The sequence below is a fragment of the Bacillus sp. HMA207 genome, from assembly GCF_003402455.1.
Classification (GTDB): Bacteria; Bacillota; Bacilli; order Bacillales; family Bacillaceae_G; genus Bacillus_A; species Bacillus_A cereus.
The window spans coordinates 1,032,996-1,052,109 of the sequence record NZ_BEZT01000001.1; the positions used below are offsets into that span (position 1 = coordinate 1,032,996).

A 19,114-nucleotide genomic window follows, 5' to 3' on the forward strand; every position below is an offset into this window, starting at 1 on the left:
AGTTATGTGAAAATTGAACTTGTAGAGATAAGAGAGGGACTTTATGAAAAAGTATGCGTTAGTAACTGGAGGGAGCGGAGGAATTGGCTCTGCTATTTCGAAACAATTAATTCAAGATGGATATACAGTTTATGTTCATTACAATAACAGTGAAGAAAAGGTATTGGAATTGCAGAAGGCATGGGGAGAAGTTATCCCTGTTCAAGCGAATTTAGCTTCTAGTGATGGAGCAGAGCAATTGTGGGGACAAATTGAACATCCTATTGATGTTATTGTATACGCAGCTGGGAAGAGTATTTTTGGACTAGTAACAGATGTAACAAACGATGAATTGGATTATATGGTAGAACTTCAAGTGAAGAACGTATATAAATTACTTTCTATGGCACTTCCGCCTATGATCGGGAGAAGAAGTGGTAATATTGTAATTGTTTCATCTATATGGGGACAAATAGGGGCTTCTTGTGAAGTGCTTTATTCAATGGTAAAAGGGGCACAAAATTCATATGTGAAAGCTTTAGCGAAAGAAGTTTCTTTAAGTGGATTACGTGTGAATGCAGTAGCACCAGGAGCAATTGAAACGGAAATGTTAAGTGTTTTTTCTGAAGAAGATAAAATGGGAATTGCTGAAGATATACCATTAGGTAGAATAGGATTACCAGAAGAAGTAGCGAAAACAGTTTCATTCCTCGTATCACCAGGAGCGTCTTACATAACTGGACAAATTATCGGAGTGAATGGCGGTTGGCACTGCTAAAAAATTCTTACATAAAAAATGAATAGTTGCACAAATTAAGGATGATTTTATTACTCAATAGTGAGGTGCTTAATTATGTCAGTATTAGATAATTTTGATCAGTGGAAGAGCTTTTTAGGAGAACGTTTAGAGCAAGCACAAGACAAAGGTTTAGATGGCGGTGCGGTATCAGATATGGCGTTTCGTGTTGGCGACTATCTTGCTAATGAAGTAGAAGGACGCAATGACCAAGAGAAATTATTAGCTGAGCTTTGGAAAGTTGCTGATGAACAGGAGCAACATACAATTGCAAATTTAATGGTTAAGTTCGTACAACATAAGTAAAAGTAGAGAGGAGATTCTCCTCTCTACTTTTTTTGTATAATAATTACACAGGGTAGATTATACATTTAGCTTCCCTATTAAGGTGAAATCATATAATATAGTACGTAGGTGTAAAGTAAGCAAGGGGAGTGATCTTGGATGATTGAATGGTATTTTGAATATGAAATACATAAAAACCGACCTGGCTTGCTTGGTGACGTTTCTTCGTTAATCGGTATGCTCGGCATTAATATTGTCACAATTAATGGTGTAGATAATGCACGACGTGGGTTACTTCTTATGTGTGATAATCAAGAGCAAATCTCTAGACTTGAATCAATTTTAAATACGATGGATAACATAACGGTAACGAAATATCGTCCGCCCAAGCTAAGAGATAAGCTAGCGGTTAGGCATGGTAGGTACATACAACGAGATGCAGATGATAAGAAAACATTTCGATTTGTGCGTGATGAATTAGGCTTACTTGTAGACTTTATGGCAGAAATTATGAAAAAAGAAGGCCATAAACTAATTGGGATACGCGGAATGCCTCGTGTCGGAAAAACAGAATCCATTGTTGCTGCAAGTGTTTGTGCAAATAAAAGGTGGTTATTTGTATCATCTACTCTTATTAAGCAAACTGTTCGTAGTCAATTAATTGAAGATGAGTATAGCGATGACAATATTTTCATCCTAGATGGAATTGTGTCAACGAAGCGTGCTAACGAAAGACATTGGCAGCTCGTTCGTGAAATTATGAGATTGCCTGCAACGAAAGTTGTGGAACATCCTGATGTATTTGTGAGTCAGTCAGAATACACATTGGATGATTTTGATTATATTATCGAGTTGCGTAACGATTATGATGAAGAAATTCAATATAATTTAGTAGATGAAATTGAGCAAGGTACGCAAAATAATTTCTCTATGTTTGACTTTTAAAGAAATATTGAGGTGTTAGTAGTGACGGAATTGGGACAAAAGCTGAAAGAAGCAAGAGAAGCGAAAGGCTTGTCTATTGATCAGCTGCATGAGATTACAAAAATTCAAAAACGCCATTTAGTGGCAATTGAAGAAGGCAATTATGATGTATTGCCAGGAGCTTTTTATGCGCGTGCATTCATTAAACAATACGCAGATGCGGTTGGATTAAATGGAGAGGAACTGCTCGTAGAACATCAGAGTACGATACCACAATCTGAAAAGCGTGAAGTTCCACAAGTATCAACGGGACAAAAAACACAAGAAACAATGCAAAAATCTTCATCATGGCCAATTGCAGATCACATGCCGAAAATCTTAGTTGCGCTGTTAGTAATCGCAGTTGGAGTGGTAATCTGGTTTGTGTTTCAAGCGTTAACTGGAAAAGATGATGAAAAAGTTCCGAGCGCTCAAAGTGAGAAAATTGAAGTTCAAAAAGCGAAAGATTCTCCGTTAGATACGAAGAAAGATGAAGTGAAAGCGGAAGAGCCAAAAAAAGAGGAACCAAAGAAAGAAGAACCAAAGAAAGAGGAGCAACCAGCACAACCAACTGGACAGCAAGAAGTGAAAGTAGTTGGAACAACTGGAAAGGTATCTACTTTGGAAATTCATAATAATAAAACATTAGAACTGGAATTATCGGGTAAAGGTGCGAGTTATGTAGATGTTAAAGATGATGCTGGGAATGTGATTCTAAACGCTACAGTACAAGAGGGCCAAATAGAAAAACGTGATGTATCAACATTAAAAGAAGTGCGACTTAATATTGGAAATGCAACGAATGTTGAAGTTAAACTGAATGGCCAAGTGGTCGCTTATCCATTGGATCCAGAAAAAGAACTTCACCAAAGATTGGTGATAAAAAACCAAGGGATAGAGCAACCTGCACAATAACAGTCATCGCTTCGATGACTTTTTTTCGATGAACAAATGTTTTTGATATGATGGAGGAATAGCTGTGAATTTACCAAATAAAATTACAATATCTAGAATCTTCTTAATTCCAATTTTTATGGTAATTATGTTAGCACCCTTTGATTGGGGTTCATACAAAATTGGTGATGTTGATTTACCGATTCAACATTTAGTGGGGGCACTTATCTTTATCATTGCTTCAGCTACAGATTGGATTGATGGACATTACGCAAGAAAATATAATCTTGTAACGAATTTAGGGAAGTTTCTTGACCCATTAGCTGATAAATTACTTGTTTCGGCAGCACTTATTACATTGGTAGAGATGCAATATGTACCGGCTTGGATTGTTATTGTAATTATCAGTCGTGAGTTTGCGGTAACTGGTTTACGTCTTGTACTTGCTGGAACAGGGGAAGTAGTTGCAGCAAACCAGCTAGGAAAAATTAAGACATGGACACAAATTATTGCGATTGCAGCATATTTATTACACGATGTACCTTTAAATTTAATCCATATTCCAGTTGCGGATATCTTCATATGGATTGCATTAATCTTTACTGTTATTTCAGGATGGGATTATTTCTGGAAAAATAGAGCTGCTTTTGTAAACTCAAAATAGAAGTTTATGGGGGAATTGGGATGAATGCTGAGATTATTGCGGTTGGAACTGAATTATTACTTGGACAAATTGCAAATACAAATGCCCAGTTTTTATCTGAAAAGTTAGCTTCAATCGGAATTAACGTGTACTATCATACTGTTGTTGGTGATAATAATAAGCGATTGCAAAAGGCGATTGAAGCTGCGGAAGAACGTGCTGATATACTTATTTTCACAGGTGGATTAGGACCGACAAAAGATGATTTAACGAAAGAAACGATAGCTACTAGTTTAGATGAAGAGCTTGTGTATGATGAAAAGGCATTAGCCTTAATAAGTAATTACTTTAAGCGTACAGGCCGTGAATTTACGGAGAATAATAAAAAGCAAGCGCTCGTTTTAAATGGAGCAACAGTATTTGCAAATGACCACGGTATGGCGCCGGGTATGGGGGTAAATAAGAACGGAAAAGTTTATATTTTATTACCAGGGCCACCAAAAGAGATGAAACCAATGTATGTAAGTTACGTAGAGCCTTTTTTACGTAATTTTACAACAGGAGAAAACATTTATTCTCGTGTGCTTCGTTTCTTCGGTATTGGGGAGTCCCAATTAGAGGTGAAAGTTCAAGATTTAATTGATGGACAAACAAACCCAACAATTGCCCCATTAGCAAATGATGGAGAAGTGACATTACGTTTAACCGCTAAGCATCAAAATGTTAGCGAAGCGGAGAAACTAATTCAATATGTGGAAGATTTGATTTTAGAAAGAGTAGGAGAATTTTTCTACGGATATGACCAAGAATTTTTGCATTATAAGGCAATCGAGTTATTGAAGAGAAAAGGGTTAACTTTAGCGTGTGCAGAAAGTTTAACAGGTGGTCTTTTTGGAAATCAAGTAACTGAAAACGCTGGTGTTTCTTCTGTGTTTAAAGGCGGTGTCATTTGTTATCATAATGATGTGAAGCAACATGTTTTACGTGTGCCTGAAGAAGTGTTGCATACTGATGGTGCAGTTAGTAAAGAATGTGCTCGTTATCTTGCTGAAAATGTTAAGGATGTACTAAAAGCGGATATCGGAATTAGTTTCACTGGTGTAGCAGGGCCAGATGCTTCAGAACAGAAAGAACCAGGAACAGTATTTGTTGGGCTTTCTATTAAGGATGAACCAACTGTAGTCTTTCCTCTTAATTTAAGCGGAAGTCGTCAACAAATTAGAGAACGAACAGCAAAATATGGATTTTATCATTTATATAAAAAGCTAGAAGAGATATAAGTTTCTTCTAGTTTTTTTACGGTTAAATTTAGATATTATTTGATAGAAAATAAAAAAATCGAATAAATGTTCGATTTTTGTTGGCAAATTGAATTGAAAATAGGTATAATAAGATTAGCAATTCAGTTAAGGAGGAATTTTGAATGAGTGATCGTCAAGCAGCGTTAGATATGGCGTTAAAACAAATAGAGAAGCAATTCGGTAAAGGTTCAATTATGAAATTAGGAGAACAAGCGGAGCGTAGAGTTTCTACAGTTTCTAGTGGTTCTTTAGCACTTGATGTGGCACTAGGGGTAGGCGGATATCCACGTGGCCGTATTATCGAAATTTACGGACCTGAAAGTTCAGGTAAAACGACAGTTTCATTACATGCAATTGCAGAAGTACAACGTCAAGGTGGACAAGCAGCATTCATCGATGCGGAGCACGCAATGGATCCTGTATATGCACAAAAATTAGGCGTTAACATAGATGAATTACTATTATCACAGCCTGATACAGGGGAGCAAGGATTAGAAATCGCGGAAGCACTTGTACGAAGTGGTGCGGTTGACATTATCGTAATTGACTCTGTAGCAGCTCTTGTACCGAAAGCAGAGATTGAAGGCGACATGGGTGACTCACACGTAGGTTTACAAGCACGTTTAATGTCACAAGCACTTCGTAAGCTTTCAGGAGCAATCAACAAATCAAAAACAATTGCAATCTTTATTAACCAAATTCGTGAAAAAGTTGGGGTTATGTTCGGAAACCCAGAAACAACTCCAGGTGGTCGTGCGTTGAAATTCTATTCAACTGTCCGTCTTGAAGTGCGTCGTGCGGAGCAATTAAAGCAAGGTAACGACATCGTTGGTAATAAAACAAAAGTAAAAGTAGTGAAAAATAAAGTAGCACCACCATTCCGTGTTGCTGAAGTTGATATTATGTACGGAGAAGGTATTTCAAGAGAAGGTGAAATCTTGGATATGGCTTCTGAGCTTGATATCGTTCAAAAGAGCGGTGCTTGGTATTCTTATAATGAAGAACGCCTAGGACAAGGTCGTGAAAATTCGAAGCAGTTCTTAAAAGAAAATACAGATTTAAGAGAAGAAATTGCCTTCTTTATTCGTGAGCATCACGGAATTAGTGAAGATTCTGGTGCTGAGGGCGCAGAAGATTCAACTCTTCTTGATTAAAAAAATAAAAGACACGGCCTCGTGTCTTTTATTTTTTTACTTCAAATGCGTTGTGTAAAGAGGGATATTTAAATATTTTAAGTAAAAGAAATGGGAATTACTAAGGTTTTCCAGTATAGTAGGCTCCTTACTTTTAAAATTTAGGTCACATTCAAGGCTGAAGGCAAAGAAAGTAAAAGTAGACAACGCTTGACAATGAAAATTACGATAGATACAATGAGAATGTATATTTTTTCTTATATACAATATACTCTTCTCAAGAAGAGAAGTAATATTCGGAGTAAGGTTTAAATCTTACCGAAATAATAATATGACATTTTAATTGTGAAATGAAGAAAGTCCCTTAAAAAAGCGGGACGACGGTCTTTGCTGTATGTTGTAATTCAATGTACATGCCGACAGTCTTTTTTCATTCATAGCAAGGGGAGGTGAAATCATGACGAGTACAGTTTGGATACTCATCTCCATTTTGCTTGCAACAGTCGGTGCAGTTGTTGGCTTTTTTGTTCGAAAGTCTATTGCTGAAGCGAAGATTAATGGTGCGGCTAATGAAGCGAGACGTATTTTAGACGAAGCGAATCGTGATGCTGAAGCACTTAAGAAAGAAGCGCTTTTAGAAGCAAAGGATGAAATTCATACACTTCGTACAGAAGCTGAATTAGAAATTCGTGACCGTAGAAGCGAATTACAAAAACAAGAAAATCGTTTAATGCAAAAAGAAGAGAACCTTGATCGTAAAGACGAAACGCTCGATAAACGCGAGCAACAGTTAGAGAAGAAAGAGGAATCTCTTGTAGCGAGACAACAACAGATTGAAGAGTTGGAAAGCAAAGTGGGAGAGTTAGTTCAAAAGCAACAAACAGAATTAGAGCGCATTTCCAATCTGACACGCGAACAAGCGAAAGCAATTATTCTTGGTAAAGTAGAAAGTGAAGTTTCTCATGAAATCGCTGTTATGGTAAAAGAAAGTGAAGTTCGCGCGAAAGAAGAAGCGGATAAGAAAGCAAAAGAGATTTTATCTCTTGCAATGCAAAGATGTGCAGCTGATCATGTTGCTGAAACAACCGTTTCGGTTGTAAATCTTCCAAATGACGAAATGAAGGGACGTATTATCGGGCGTGAAGGTCGTAATATTCGTACGTTAGAAACGTTAACGGGTATTGACTTAATTATCGATGATACACCAGAGGCGGTAATCCTTTCTGGATTCGACCCAATTCGTCGTGAAACAGCTCGTATCGCTCTTGATAAACTAGTACAGGACGGACGTATTCACCCAGCGCGTATTGAAGAGATGGTCGAAAAATCAAGACGTGAAGTGGACGAGTATATTCGCGAAGTCGGAGAGCAAACAACGTTTGAAGTGGGTGTTCACGGATTACATCCAGATTTAATTAAAATTTTAGGTCGTTTAAAATACCGTACAAGTTATGGTCAAAACGTCTTAAAACACTCTATGGAAGTTGCATATTTAACTGGACTTATGGCGGCAGAGCTTGGCGAGGATGAAAAACTAGCAAGACGTGCAGGTCTATTACATGATATCGGAAAAGCGATTGACCATGAAGTAGAAGGAAGCCACGTTGAAATTGGTGTTGAACTTGCAACGAAATATAAAGAGCATCCTGTAGTTATAAACAGTATCGCATCTCACCATGGTGACACAGAACCAACTTCTATCATTGCAGTTTTAGTTGCAGCAGCAGATGCTTTATCAGCTGCAAGACCGGGAGCTCGTAGTGAAACACTTGAAAACTATATTCGTCGTCTTGAAAAGTTAGAAGAGATTTCAGAGTCTTATGAAGGCGTTGAAAAGTCATTTGCAATTCAAGCAGGACGTGAAGTTCGTATTTTGGTAAAACCAGATACAATCGATGACTTAGAAGCTCATCGCTTAGCTCGTGATATCCGAAAACGTATTGAAAATGAACTGGATTACCCAGGACATATTAAAGTAACTGTTATTCGTGAAACACGTGCAGTGGAATACGCAAAATAAAGTGGTGAAACACCACTTTATTTTTTTGTGTTGGAATTGGATAAAATAAAGACAGTTAGTTATATAGTATAAAAGTGAAACAAACTTATAATAAACATATTATAAGGAATTTACTTGATGCTATAGCAATAAAAAATGCAGTACATAGAAAGGGTAAGACATATGAGAATATTATTTGTTGGGGATGTAGTAGGATCTCCTGGTAGAGGTATGATTCAACAATACGTACCGGCATTAAAGAAAAAATATACACCTACAGTAACAATCATTAATGGAGAAAACGCAGCAGGTGGCCGTGGGATTACAGAAAAAATATATCGAAACTTTTTAGAATGTGGGGCGCAAGCAGTTACACTTGGAAACCACGCTTGGGATAATCGTGAAGTATTTGAATTCATCGATGATGCAAAATATCTTGCAAGACCAGCTAACTTCCCAGAAGGAACTCCAGGAAAAGGACTTATCTTTGTGAACTGTAATGGAACAGAAGTTGCAGTTATTAACTTACAAGGACGTACTTTCCTTCCTCCGATTGATTGTCCATTCCGTAAAGTGGATGAATTAATTAATATTGCGAAAAAACGTACGAATATTATCTTTGTTGATTTCCATGCGGAGACTACAAGTGAAAAACAAGCGCTAGGTTGGTATGTAGATGGGCGTGCTACAGCAGTAGTAGGTACGCATACGCATGTCCCTACAGCAGATAACCGTATTTTACCAAGCGGAACAGCATACATTACAGATGTTGGGATGACAGGGCCATATGACGGAATATTAGGTATGGACAGAGAAGCAGTATTGAAGAAGTTTTTAACAAACTTACCAGTACGATTTGAAGTAACAAATGGTAGAACGCAATTAAGTGCAGTGTTAATTGATGTGGATCCAAATACAGGAAAAGCAAAGAAAATTGAACGTATTTTAATTAATGACGATCAACCATTTTTTGAGTAAATTCTCGTTAAATTTTAGATAAGTTATTATATTTTAATTTTTTAGAAAAATTACGAAAATTTAGCAGGAATACGCGCCATTCCTCGTGAATATAAGTTAAAGTGAAATAATTGCTAATACTTTTTAAAGAAACGAGGAGGAAACGCGGAATGGAAATATTAAAAGTTAAAGCAACGTCGGTCCCTAATTCTGTAGCTGGTGCACTTGCAGGTGTTATTCGCGAACGCGGAACAGCAGAAATTCAAGCTATTGGTGCAGGTGCATTGAACCAAGCGGTAAAGGCAGTAGCAATTGCAAGAGGATTTGTAGCGCCTAGTGGTTTGGACCTGATTTGTATCCCAGCGTTTACAGATATTATGATTGATGGCGAAGAGCGTACAGCAATAAAATTAATTGTAGAACCTCGTTAAGTTTTAAACAACCTGTTTGCAGTATGCAAACAGGTTGTTTTTATAATGGAGGAATGAAAATGAAAATTTTTGATGCTCATTGTGACGTGCTTCTTCAGTTATGGAGTGCACAAGGGAAAAGGAATTTTAACGATGATTCACAATTACATATTACATTTGAACAGTTAAAGAGAAGAAAAGGAAGTATACAATGTTTTGCTATATATGTACCAGAAACAGTGGCATATGAAAACCGATTTGAAGCAGCATTACAAATGGTAGATATTTTTTATAATGAAATTTTATCCCTACCAGGTGTAAAGTTTATTCAGACAAAAGATGATATTAACATGTTAAAACAGGACGAGGTTGGAGCGATATTAACACTAGAAGGATGCGAAGCAATTGGAAAAGAAGCAATGAAATTACGGTTGTTGTATCGCCTAGGAGTACGTTCTTTTGGACTAACATGGAATTATGCCAATCTCTTAGCTGATGGTGCGCTAGAGACACGTGGGGCGGGTTTAACGAATTTTGGTAAACAGGTTGTACAAGAACTGAATGCGCTACATGTATGGACTGATGTGTCTCATCTGAATGAAAGAAGTTTTTGGGATGTTATAGAGATTGCAAAAAATCCTATTGCTTCCCACTCAAATTGTATGAAACTTTGCGAGCACCCACGTAATTTAAACGATGAACAACTTAAAGCTCTTATAAAGAAAAATGGCATGATCGGTGTCACTTTTGTACCGCAGTTTCTAACGAATGAAAATGAAGCAAATATAACAGATATAGTAAGACATATCGAATATATTTGTTCATTAGGTGGAGAGTACAATATAGGATTTGGTTCAGATTTTGATGGGATTTTAGAAACAGTTGTAAATGTATCAGTTTATCGAGATTATGAAAATGTAATGAATGAGCTTTGTAAACACTATGCTGCATCTACTGTAGAACGATTTTTATATGATAATTTTGTAGAACATATGAGTTTTTAAGTTTTGGTTTAAAATTCAGAAAAATTAAAATTAATACATTTGATTTTATTGCTTTTTTTAAGACCTAATACTAGAATGAAAAACAAAATAGCTTTATACTAAAGATTCAGGGAAATCAGAAGAGGCATAATTTGCGTCCGTTGTAGTTTATTTGCATAAAAAATGCTAAACTATTACTGTAAAAAAATACACTACAATGAATGCAGCCAAAAGGGGTGTAGGAGATGATTAGTCAACTTTCATGGAAAGTTGGAGGCCAACAAGGTGAAGGAATTGAAAGTACAGGAGAAATCTTCTGTATTGCATTAAACCGATTAGGATATTACCTATACGGTTACCGCCACTTCTCATCACGTATAAAAGGCGGCCATACAAATAATAAAATTCGTGTAAGTACAACAGAAGTACGAGCGATCTCAGATGATTTAGATATTTTAATTGCTTTTGACCAAGAAACAATTGATTTTAATTTCCACGAACTACGTCCAGGTGGAATTGTAGTTGCGGATGCGAAATTTAATCCAACAATACCTGACAATACAGATGTAAATCTATATGTGATACCGTTTACAGATATTGCTTCAGAATTAGGCACATCATTAATGAAAAACATGGTTGCTGTTGGAGCATCAAGTGCAGTATTAGGATTAGATGAAACAGCTTATTTAGATGTTGTTGAAGAAATCTTTGGTCGTAAAGGAGAGCAAGTCGTTCAAAAGAATATGGACGCAATTAAACGCGGCTCTCAATATATGAAAGAATTACTAGGTGAGAAAGTAAACATGATGCAGCTTGAAAAAGCTGATGGTAAAAAACGCATGTTTATGATTGGAAACGATGCAATCGCATTTGGTGCGGTAGCTGGTGGTGCTCGTTTTATGTCAGCATACCCAATCACACCTGCATCAGAAATTATGGAATACTTAATTAAAAAATTACCGAAAGTCGGCGGAACAGTAATCCAAACTGAGGATGAAATCGCAGCTTGTACAATGGCAATCGGTGCAAACTATGCTGGTGTTCGTACATTAACGGCATCTGCTGGTCCAGGTCTTTCATTAATGATGGAAGCAATCGGTTTAGCAGGTATTACAGAAACTCCATTAGTAATTGTTGATACACAACGTGGCGGCCCAAGTACAGGATTACCAACTAAGCAAGAACAGTCTGACTTAATGGCGATGATTTACGGTACGCATGGTGAAATTCCAAAAATCGTAATGGCGCCAAGTACAGTTGAAGAAGCTTTCTATGACATTGTAGAAGCATTTAACTTATCTGAAGAATATCAAGTTCCTGTTATTTTCTTAACAGATTTACAGCTTTCTTTAGGAAAACAAACAGTAGAACCACTTAAATTAGATAAAGTGGAAATTCGTCGTGGTAAGCTTGATTTAGAAGTAGAATTACCAGAACGTGAAAATAAAGCATACTTCAAGCGTTATGAAGTAACAGAAGACGGCGTTTCACCACGTGTTTTACCTGGTATGAAAAATGGTGTTCACCATGTTACAGGTGTAGAACATGATGAAACTGGAAAACCATCGGAATCAGCAATAAACCGTAAAGATCAAATGGACAAACGTTTCCGTAAAATGGAGAACTTGAAGTTTAATACCCCTGTTTATAAAAATGTTAAGCATGAAGAAGCAGACGTATTGCTTGTTGGATTTAACTCAACTCGTGGTGCGATCGAAGAGGCAATGACGCGTTTAGAACAAGAGGGTATGAAAGTAAACCATGCTCATGTGCGTTTAATTCACCCGTTCCCAACAGCTGAAATCGATCCACTTGTGAAAAAGGCGAAGCGTGTTGTAGTAGTAGAAAACAATGCAACAGGTCAGCTTGCTAACATTATGAAAATGAATCTTGGTAATGGTGAGAAAATTTCTAGTCTTTTAAAATATGATGGAAACCCATTCTTGCCGAAAGAGATTTACAACGAATGCAAAAAAGGGGTTGTATTAAATGGCAACATTTAAGGACTTTCGTAACAGTGTAAAGCCAAACTGGTGCCCAGGTTGCGGAGACTTCTCAGTGCAAGCTGCAATTCAACGTGCGGCAGCTAACGTTGGCCTAAATCCAGATGAACTTGCTGTTATTTCTGGTATCGGCTGTTCAGGCCGTATTTCAGGTTATATTAATTCATATGGTGTGCATAGTATTCATGGTCGTGCCCTTCCAATTGCGCAAGGTGTGAAAATGGCAAATCGTGATTTAACAGTTATCGCTTCAGGTGGTGACGGTGATGGGTTTGCGATTGGTATGGGTCATACAATCCATTCTATTCGTCGTAATATCGACATTACGTACATCGTAATGGATAACCAAATTTACGGATTAACAAAAGGGCAAACTTCACCACGTAGTGAAGCTGGATTTAAAACGAAAAGCACACCACAAGGTTCAATTGAACCATCACTAAATGTAATGGAAATGGCCTTAACAGCTGGTGCGACATTTGTGGCGCAAAGCTTTTCGAGTGATTTAAAAGAATTAACACAAATTATTGAAGCTGGTATTAACCATAAAGGATTTTCATTAATTAACGTATTTAGCCCATGTGTTACTTACAATAAAGTAAATACTTACGATTGGTTTAAAGAGAATTTAACGAAACTAAGCACAGTAGAGGGATATGATCCATCTAATCGCATGATGGCTATGCAAACTTTAATGGAAAATAACGGTTTAGTAACAGGGTTAATTTATCAAAATACTAAGCAACCATCATATCAAGAACTTGTTAAAGGCTATAGTGAAGAGCCTTTAGTGAAATCTGATTTAAATATGGATCAGAAAATGTTTGATGAGCTTGTTGCTGAATTTATGTAATGTAAGAAGAGGAGGTTGCCGATTTGGTAACCTTTTTTTATGTACAAAAATATAGGGTAGCCTTATTTACTTAGAAAATTCAGAATGATAAAATAATATATAAATCGTTGTATGAAAATGGCAAGTTCATTGCTTATGAAATGTAAGATAATAAAGGGCCTCTTTATTGTTAAAATTGGCGAAATACATCATACTATGGTAATGTTTATAGGGATAAAGCAATATGCTTTTTGGTAGGACAACAAGAAATGATAAAAAGGGAATGTCTATTTGCGTGGGGAAGACTTCATTCTTATGAATGATTAGATTGATTACTCAAGTTTCAAAGGACAAGTTATCTCTCAAGCTATCTAACCATTTTTGAGGTGAGTCTAGGCGCATTAAAATGGACTATAGAGTATGTATAGTTAAGGGTGAAAGGAGATTACCGATGAACGAGCAACAACGATTAGCAAGTCAACAAGCAAATTCCTCTACGAAAAAAGAAGAGAAAGATTATAGTAAATACTTTGAAAATGTATATCAACCACCTTCCTTAAAGGATGCGAAAAAGCGTGGGAAAGAAGAAGTTAAAATTGAACGGGATTTTGGCTTACCTGAAGAGTTTCGCAATTTTGGTACAGGAAGAAAGTTCTATATTCGTACATATGGTTGTCAAATGAATGAGCATGATACGGAAGTAATGGCAGGTATTTTCACCGCACTTGGATATGAACCAACTTTTTCAACTGAGGATGCAGATGTAGTTTTATTAAACACTTGTGCAATTCGTGAAAATGCTGAAAATAAGGTGTTTGGTGAGCTAGGCCATTTAAAGTCACTCAAACGAAGAAATCCAGACCTTTTAATTGGTGTATGTGGTTGTATGTCTCAAGAGGAATCTGTTGTAAATAAAATTATGCAAAAAAATCAGCATGTAGATATGGTATTTGGAACGCATAATATTCATAGATTACCGTACATTCTAAAAGATGCGATGTTCTCGAAAGAGACGGTAGTTGAAGTATGGTCAAAAGAAGGTGACGTAATTGAAAACCTTCCGAAAGTACGTCGTGGTGATATTAAAGCTTGGGTAAATATTATGTATGGCTGTGATAAATTCTGTACGTATTGTATTGTACCGTATACACGCGGAAAAGAGCGAAGTAGACGTCCAGAAGATATTATCCAAGAGATTCGTCATTTAGCTGCAAATGGTTATAAAGAAATTACTTTACTTGGTCAAAACGTAAATGCATATGGTAAAGACTTTGAAGATATAGAATACGGTCTTGGCGATTTAATGGACGAACTTCGTAAAGTTGATATTGCCCGTATTCGTTTTACAACGAGCCATCCACGTGATTTCGATGATCACTTAATTGAAGTGCTTGGAAAAGGTGGCAACCTAGTAGAACATATCCATTTACCAGTTCAATCTGGAAGTACGGATATGTTGAAAATTATGGCACGTAAATATTCGCGTGAGCATTATTTAGAACTTGTAAGAAAAATTAAAGAAGCAATTCCAGATGCAGTATTAACAACAGATATTATCGTTGGTTTTCCAAATGAAACAGATGAGCAATTTGAAGAAACGATGTCGTTATATCGTGAAGTAGGGTTTGATACTGCCTTTACATTCATTTACTCTCCTCGCGAAGGTACACCAGCTGCAAAAATGAAAGATAATGTACCGATGGAAGTAAAGAAAGAACGTCTTCAACGCTTAAATACACTAGTAAATACGTTGGCAATTGAAAAGAATAGTCGTTACAAAGGTCAAATTGTAGAAGTGTTAGTTGATGGGGAAAGTAAAAATAATCCGGAAGTACTTGCAGGTTATACTCGTACGAATAAACTTGTAAACTTCGTCGCTTCAAAATCTTTAATTGGTCAGCTTGTGAAAGTAAAAATAACGGAAGCAAAAACTTGGTCTCTTAACGGGGAATTAGTTGAAGAGCCGATTGAGGTGAAATAATAGATGAAAGTATATTCGAAAGATGACATTGTTGAACAAGCGAAAGAATTAGCAAAAATGATTTCTGAAACAGAAGAAGTTGATTTTTTTAAGAAAGCAGAGGCGCAAATTCATAAAAATGAAAATGTAAAGCGCGCAATCGATGAAATTAAAGCACTGCAAAAACAAGCAGTAAACTTGCAACATTACGGGAAATGGGAAGCTTTAAAAAAGGTAGAAGCTGAAATTGATGCATTGCAAGATAAGTTAGACAGTATTCCAGTCGTACAACAATTTAAATCTTCACAAACATACGTAAATGACTTATTACAGTTAGTTGCTAGTACAATTTCTAACAACGTAACAGATGAAATATTAATTTCAACTGGTGGTGATGTACTAAAGGGTGAAACTGGCGCAGCGGTAGAAAGTAAAAAAGGAAATTGTGGTTGTTAAAGAGATGTCATATTGACATCTCTTTTTTTGTGGATTAAACGTAAGGTCTTCTCAAAAAAAGAATGACACATTCCGCTATTGTCACGCATATGATTAAGTGAATAGTGATTGAGGAGGGTTACGAATGTCCGAATTTAGAGAGATTATTACAAAAGCAGTGGTTGGAAAAGGACGTAAGTATACAAAGTCAACGCATACATGTGAATCGAATAATGAGCCAACAAGTATTTTAGGGTGCTGGGTAATTAACCACTCGTACGAAGCAAGAAAGAATGGAAAACATGTGGAAATTGAAGGTTTCTATGATGTGAACACTTGGTATTCATTTGATGGAAATACAAAGACTGAAGTTGTAACAGAACGTGTGAACTACACGGACGAAGTAAGTATTGGTTATCGTGATAAAAACTTTTCTGGTGACGATTTAGAAATTATTGCTCGTGTTATTCAGCCGCCAAATTGTTTAGAAGCACTTGTATCACCAAATGGTAATAAAATTGTTGTAACTGTAGAACGTGAATTTGTAACAGAAGTAGTTGGAGAAACGAAAATTTGTGTAAGTGTAAATCCTGAAGGCTGCGTAGAATCAGATGATGATTTCCAAATTGCTGATGATGAATTTGAAGAATTAGATCCGAACTTTATCGTTGATGCAGAAGAAGAGTAATAGAAAGCTAGGGAGAAGTTCTTCCTAGCTTTTTACTTTACATAAGTGGCGCTGAATGAACATGATTCTTTATGAAATATGTTATAATGAAGAAAGACTCCTGAAATAGGAGATAAGAGTGTCCGTGAAATGCGACATATATGAAAATAGATTATCATGTAAGAATTATGGAGGAAAAGTATGACTCAATATACGCCTATGATACAGCAATATTTAAAGGTTAAGGCAGATTATCAAGATGCCTTTTTATTTTTTCGCTTAGGCGATTTTTATGAAATGTTCTTTGAGGATGCTGTTAAAGCAGCCCATGAACTTGAAATTACATTAACGAGCCGAGATGGCGGTAGTAGTGAACGTATACCAATGTGCGGTGTACCATATCATGCGGCTAAAAACTATATTGAACAACTTGTTGAAAAAGGATATAAAGTAGCTGTTTGTGAGCAAGTAGAAGATCCGAAAACAGCTAAAGGTGTAGTACGTCGTGAAGTAGTACAATTAATTACGCCAGGAACGATGATGGAAGGGCGTACAATTGATGAGAAAGAAAACAACTTCTTAGCCGCATTAACACATTTTGAAGATGGATCATATGCATTAGCTTGTAACGACTTAACGACTGGACAAAATACAGTAACGTTACTGACTGGTTCAGTAGAAGATATTTTATTAGAAGTGTATGCAACTGGTTCGAAAGAAATTGTTGTTGATTCTTCATTTTCTAAAGATGAACTAAACAAGTTAACTGAAACATTGAAAATGACGATTTCGTATGAAGATGCAACGGCAATTCCGGAAGGATTAGAACATCTTGTGAAAAATGTTTCACAAGCAAAATTAATTAAAGCAGTTGGACGTTTATTTAACTATGTAATAAGAACGCAAAAACGTTCTTTAGATCATTTGCAACCAGTAGAAATTTATTATACGAATCAATTTATGAAAATTGATGTACATTCAAAGCGAAATTTAGAACTGACAGAAACACTTCGGACGAAAGAAAAAACAGGATCACTATTATGGTTATTGGACAAGACGAAAACAGCTATGGGTGGTCGTATGTTAAAACAGTGGATGGAACGTCCACTTATACAGAAAGAAAGAATTGAAGAGCGTTTAGAAATGGTTGAAACGTTTGTAAATGATTACTTCTTACGTGAAGATTTAAAAGAAAAGTTAAAAGAAGTATATGATTTAGAACGCTTAGCAGGAAAAGTTGCATTTGGTAACGTAAATGCAAGAGACTTATTACAATTAAGACGTTCATTACTTCAAGTGCCAGCTATTTTAGAAGCAATTAGTTTGTTAGATAACGCTTATGCATCGAGATTAATTCAAGGTGCAGATCCATGTGAAAGCTTAACAGAATTACTAGGAAGAAGTATTCAAGAAAACCCACCGCTTTCAATTAAAGATGGAGATATTATTAAAGATGGTTATAATGACAAGCTTGATCAATATCGTTACGTGAGTAAAAACGGGAAAACGTGGATTGCTGAGCTTGAAAAAAGAGAACGTGATATTACTGGAATTAAATCGTTAAAAATCGGATACAACCGTATTTTCGGTTACTACATTGAAGTAACGAAAGCGAATCTTGCAGCACTTCCAGAAGGTCGCTATGAACGTAAACAGACGCTTGCTAATGCTGAACGTTTCATTACAGATGAACTGAAAGAAAAAGAAACGTTAATCTTGGAAGCTGAAGAAAAAATCGTACAGCTAGAATACGATTTATTTACAGCACTTCGTGAAGAAGTAAAAGTATTTATTCCGAAATTACAACATTTAGCGAAAGTAATTAGTGAATTAGACGTACTGCAAAGTTTTGCGACAGTTAGTGAAGAAGAACAGTTTGTAAAACCTGTACTGACAACGAAGCGCGAAATCTTTATTAAAGATGGTCGTCATCCTGTCGTTGAAAAAGTATTGAACGGGAAATTGTATGTACCGAATGATTGTATTATGCCAGAGAATATGGATGTCTTTTTAATTACAGGGCCGAACATGTCTGGTAAAAGTACGTATATGAGACAATTAGCACTTGTAACGGTTATGTCGCAAATCGGTTGTTTCGTACCAGCAACAGAAGCAGTATTACCTGTATTTGATCAAATCTTTACGAGAATTGGTGCAGCGGATGATTTAATATCAGGTCAAAGTACATTTATGGTCGAAATGTTAGAAGCGAAAAATGCAATTGCAAACGCATCAGAAAGAAGTTTAATTTTATTCGATGAAATTGGACGCGGTACATCTACCTATGATGGTATGGCACTTGCACAAGCAATTATTGAACATATTCATGACCAAATTGGTGCAAAAACGTTATTCTCTACGCATTATCACGAATTAACGGTGTTAGAAGAGAGTTTAGATCAACTGAAAAATGTACACGTTTCAGCAATTGAAGAGAATGGAAAAGTAGTATTCCTTCATAAAATTCAAGACGGGGCAGCAGATAAAAGTTACGGAATTCACGTTGCGCAACTTGCAGAGCTTCCAGATAGCTTAATCGCCCGCGCGAAAGAAGTGTTAGCACAGCTAGAAGGACAGGAAGAAATTATTATTCCAAAACGAGTAGAAGTGAAAGTACAAGAAGCTGCTCCAGAACCTGTAGTTGTAAAAGAGGAAATAGCAGAAATACAGGAAACGAAAGTAGAGACTGAAGAAGAATCGCAACTATCTTTCTTTGGAGGAGAACAGTCTTCGAAGAAACAAGACAAACCTCTGCTAGATCAAAAAGAAACAGCAGTATTGGCGCAAATTAAAAAAATCGATTTACTTGATATGACACCTTTAGAAGCGATGAACGAATTGTATCGCTTACAGAAAAAGTTAAAGAAAGGATGA

The 19,114-nt window shown here is 36.4% G+C and carries 17 protein-coding genes; all 17 read left to right on the forward strand.

The window, feature by feature from the left end; all coding sequences use genetic code 11:
- The first annotated feature begins 43 nt into the window (after positions 1-43).
- The 17 genes from ymfI to mutS all read left to right on the forward strand — a co-directional run bounded on the left by ymfI (position 44) and on the right by mutS (position 19,114).
- A complete protein-coding gene (gene ymfI, locus HMAS_RS05615) occupies positions 44-757 on the forward strand; it encodes an elongation factor P 5-aminopentanone reductase (RefSeq protein ID WP_000759604.1) in 714 nt (237 codons plus the stop codon).
- 75 nt (positions 758-832) lie between these two features.
- Positions 833-1,081: a DUF3243 domain-containing protein gene (locus HMAS_RS05620; protein WP_000114450.1), complete on the forward strand. Its 249-nt coding sequence runs from the start codon at positions 833-835 to the stop codon at positions 1,079-1,081.
- A 138-nt stretch (positions 1,082-1,219) separates the two neighbouring features.
- Positions 1,220-2,005 (forward strand): DUF3388 domain-containing protein, encoded by a 786-nt coding sequence (locus HMAS_RS05625; protein ID WP_000574107.1) that lies wholly within the window; start codon positions 1,220-1,222, stop codon positions 2,003-2,005.
- 21 nt (positions 2,006-2,026) lie between these two features.
- Positions 2,027-2,938 carry a helix-turn-helix domain-containing protein gene (locus HMAS_RS05630; RefSeq protein WP_000137461.1) on the forward strand — a complete coding sequence of 304 codons (912 nt, stop codon included), beginning with the start codon at positions 2,027-2,029 and terminating at the stop codon, positions 2,936-2,938.
- A gap of 64 nt (positions 2,939-3,002) precedes the next feature.
- Complete coding sequence (pgsA, locus tag HMAS_RS05635) at positions 3,003-3,581, forward strand: CDP-diacylglycerol--glycerol-3-phosphate 3-phosphatidyltransferase (protein ID WP_001052967.1); 579 nt, start codon at positions 3,003-3,005, stop codon at positions 3,579-3,581.
- A 20-nt stretch (positions 3,582-3,601) separates the two neighbouring features.
- Positions 3,602-4,840 carry a competence/damage-inducible protein CinA gene (cinA, locus tag HMAS_RS05640; protein WP_006928395.1) on the forward strand — a complete coding sequence of 413 codons (1,239 nt, stop codon included), beginning with the start codon at positions 3,602-3,604 and terminating at the stop codon, positions 4,838-4,840.
- A gap of 143 nt (positions 4,841-4,983) precedes the next feature.
- Positions 4,984-6,015: a recombinase RecA gene (recA, locus tag HMAS_RS05645; RefSeq protein ID WP_001283860.1), complete on the forward strand. Its 1,032-nt coding sequence runs from the start codon at positions 4,984-4,986 to the stop codon at positions 6,013-6,015.
- A gap of 436 nt (positions 6,016-6,451) precedes the next feature.
- Positions 6,452-8,014, forward strand: coding sequence for a ribonuclease Y (rny, locus tag HMAS_RS05650; RefSeq protein ID WP_000204911.1), 1,563 nt, complete (start codon positions 6,452-6,454; stop codon positions 8,012-8,014).
- A 162-nt stretch (positions 8,015-8,176) separates the two neighbouring features.
- Complete coding sequence (locus tag HMAS_RS05655) at positions 8,177-8,971, forward strand: TIGR00282 family metallophosphoesterase (protein WP_001221095.1); 795 nt, start codon at positions 8,177-8,179, stop codon at positions 8,969-8,971.
- Between the two features lie 149 nt (positions 8,972-9,120).
- Positions 9,121-9,381, forward strand: a complete 261-nt coding sequence (gene spoVS / locus HMAS_RS05660; protein ID WP_000404341.1) for a stage V sporulation protein SpoVS — start codon at positions 9,121-9,123, stop codon at positions 9,379-9,381.
- A 59-nt stretch (positions 9,382-9,440) separates the two neighbouring features.
- The gene (locus HMAS_RS05665) at positions 9,441-10,364 is read left to right on the forward strand and encodes a dipeptidase (protein ID WP_000688045.1); all 924 of its coding nucleotides are present in this window, start codon (positions 9,441-9,443) and stop codon (positions 10,362-10,364) included.
- Positions 10,365-10,588: 224 nt separating this feature from the next.
- Positions 10,589-12,346 (forward strand): 2-oxoacid:acceptor oxidoreductase subunit alpha, encoded by a 1,758-nt coding sequence (locus tag HMAS_RS05670; RefSeq protein ID WP_000625418.1) that lies wholly within the window; start codon positions 10,589-10,591, stop codon positions 12,344-12,346.
- Positions 12,333-13,199 carry a 2-oxoacid:ferredoxin oxidoreductase subunit beta gene (locus tag HMAS_RS05675; protein WP_000190155.1) on the forward strand — a complete coding sequence of 289 codons (867 nt, stop codon included), beginning with the start codon at positions 12,333-12,335 and terminating at the stop codon, positions 13,197-13,199. Before HMAS_RS05670 ends, HMAS_RS05675 begins: the two co-directional genes overlap by 14 nt.
- A 430-nt stretch (positions 13,200-13,629) precedes the next feature.
- Entirely contained in the window at positions 13,630-15,159 is a 1,530-nt protein-coding gene (miaB, locus tag HMAS_RS05680) for a tRNA (N6-isopentenyl adenosine(37)-C2)-methylthiotransferase MiaB (protein ID WP_001005378.1), read from the forward strand.
- Positions 15,160-15,162: 3 nt separating this feature from the next.
- On the forward strand, positions 15,163-15,594 hold the full coding sequence (locus tag HMAS_RS05685; protein WP_000870461.1) for a RicAFT regulatory complex protein RicA family protein: 432 nt from the start codon (positions 15,163-15,165) through the stop codon (positions 15,592-15,594).
- Positions 15,595-15,718: 124 nt separating this feature from the next.
- Entirely contained in the window at positions 15,719-16,261 is a 543-nt protein-coding gene (cotE, locus tag HMAS_RS05690; RefSeq protein WP_001288799.1) for an outer spore coat protein CotE, read from the forward strand.
- Between the two features lie 180 nt (positions 16,262-16,441).
- On the forward strand, positions 16,442-19,114 hold the full coding sequence (gene mutS / locus HMAS_RS05695) for a DNA mismatch repair protein MutS (protein ID WP_000196026.1): 2,673 nt from the start codon (positions 16,442-16,444) through the stop codon (positions 19,112-19,114).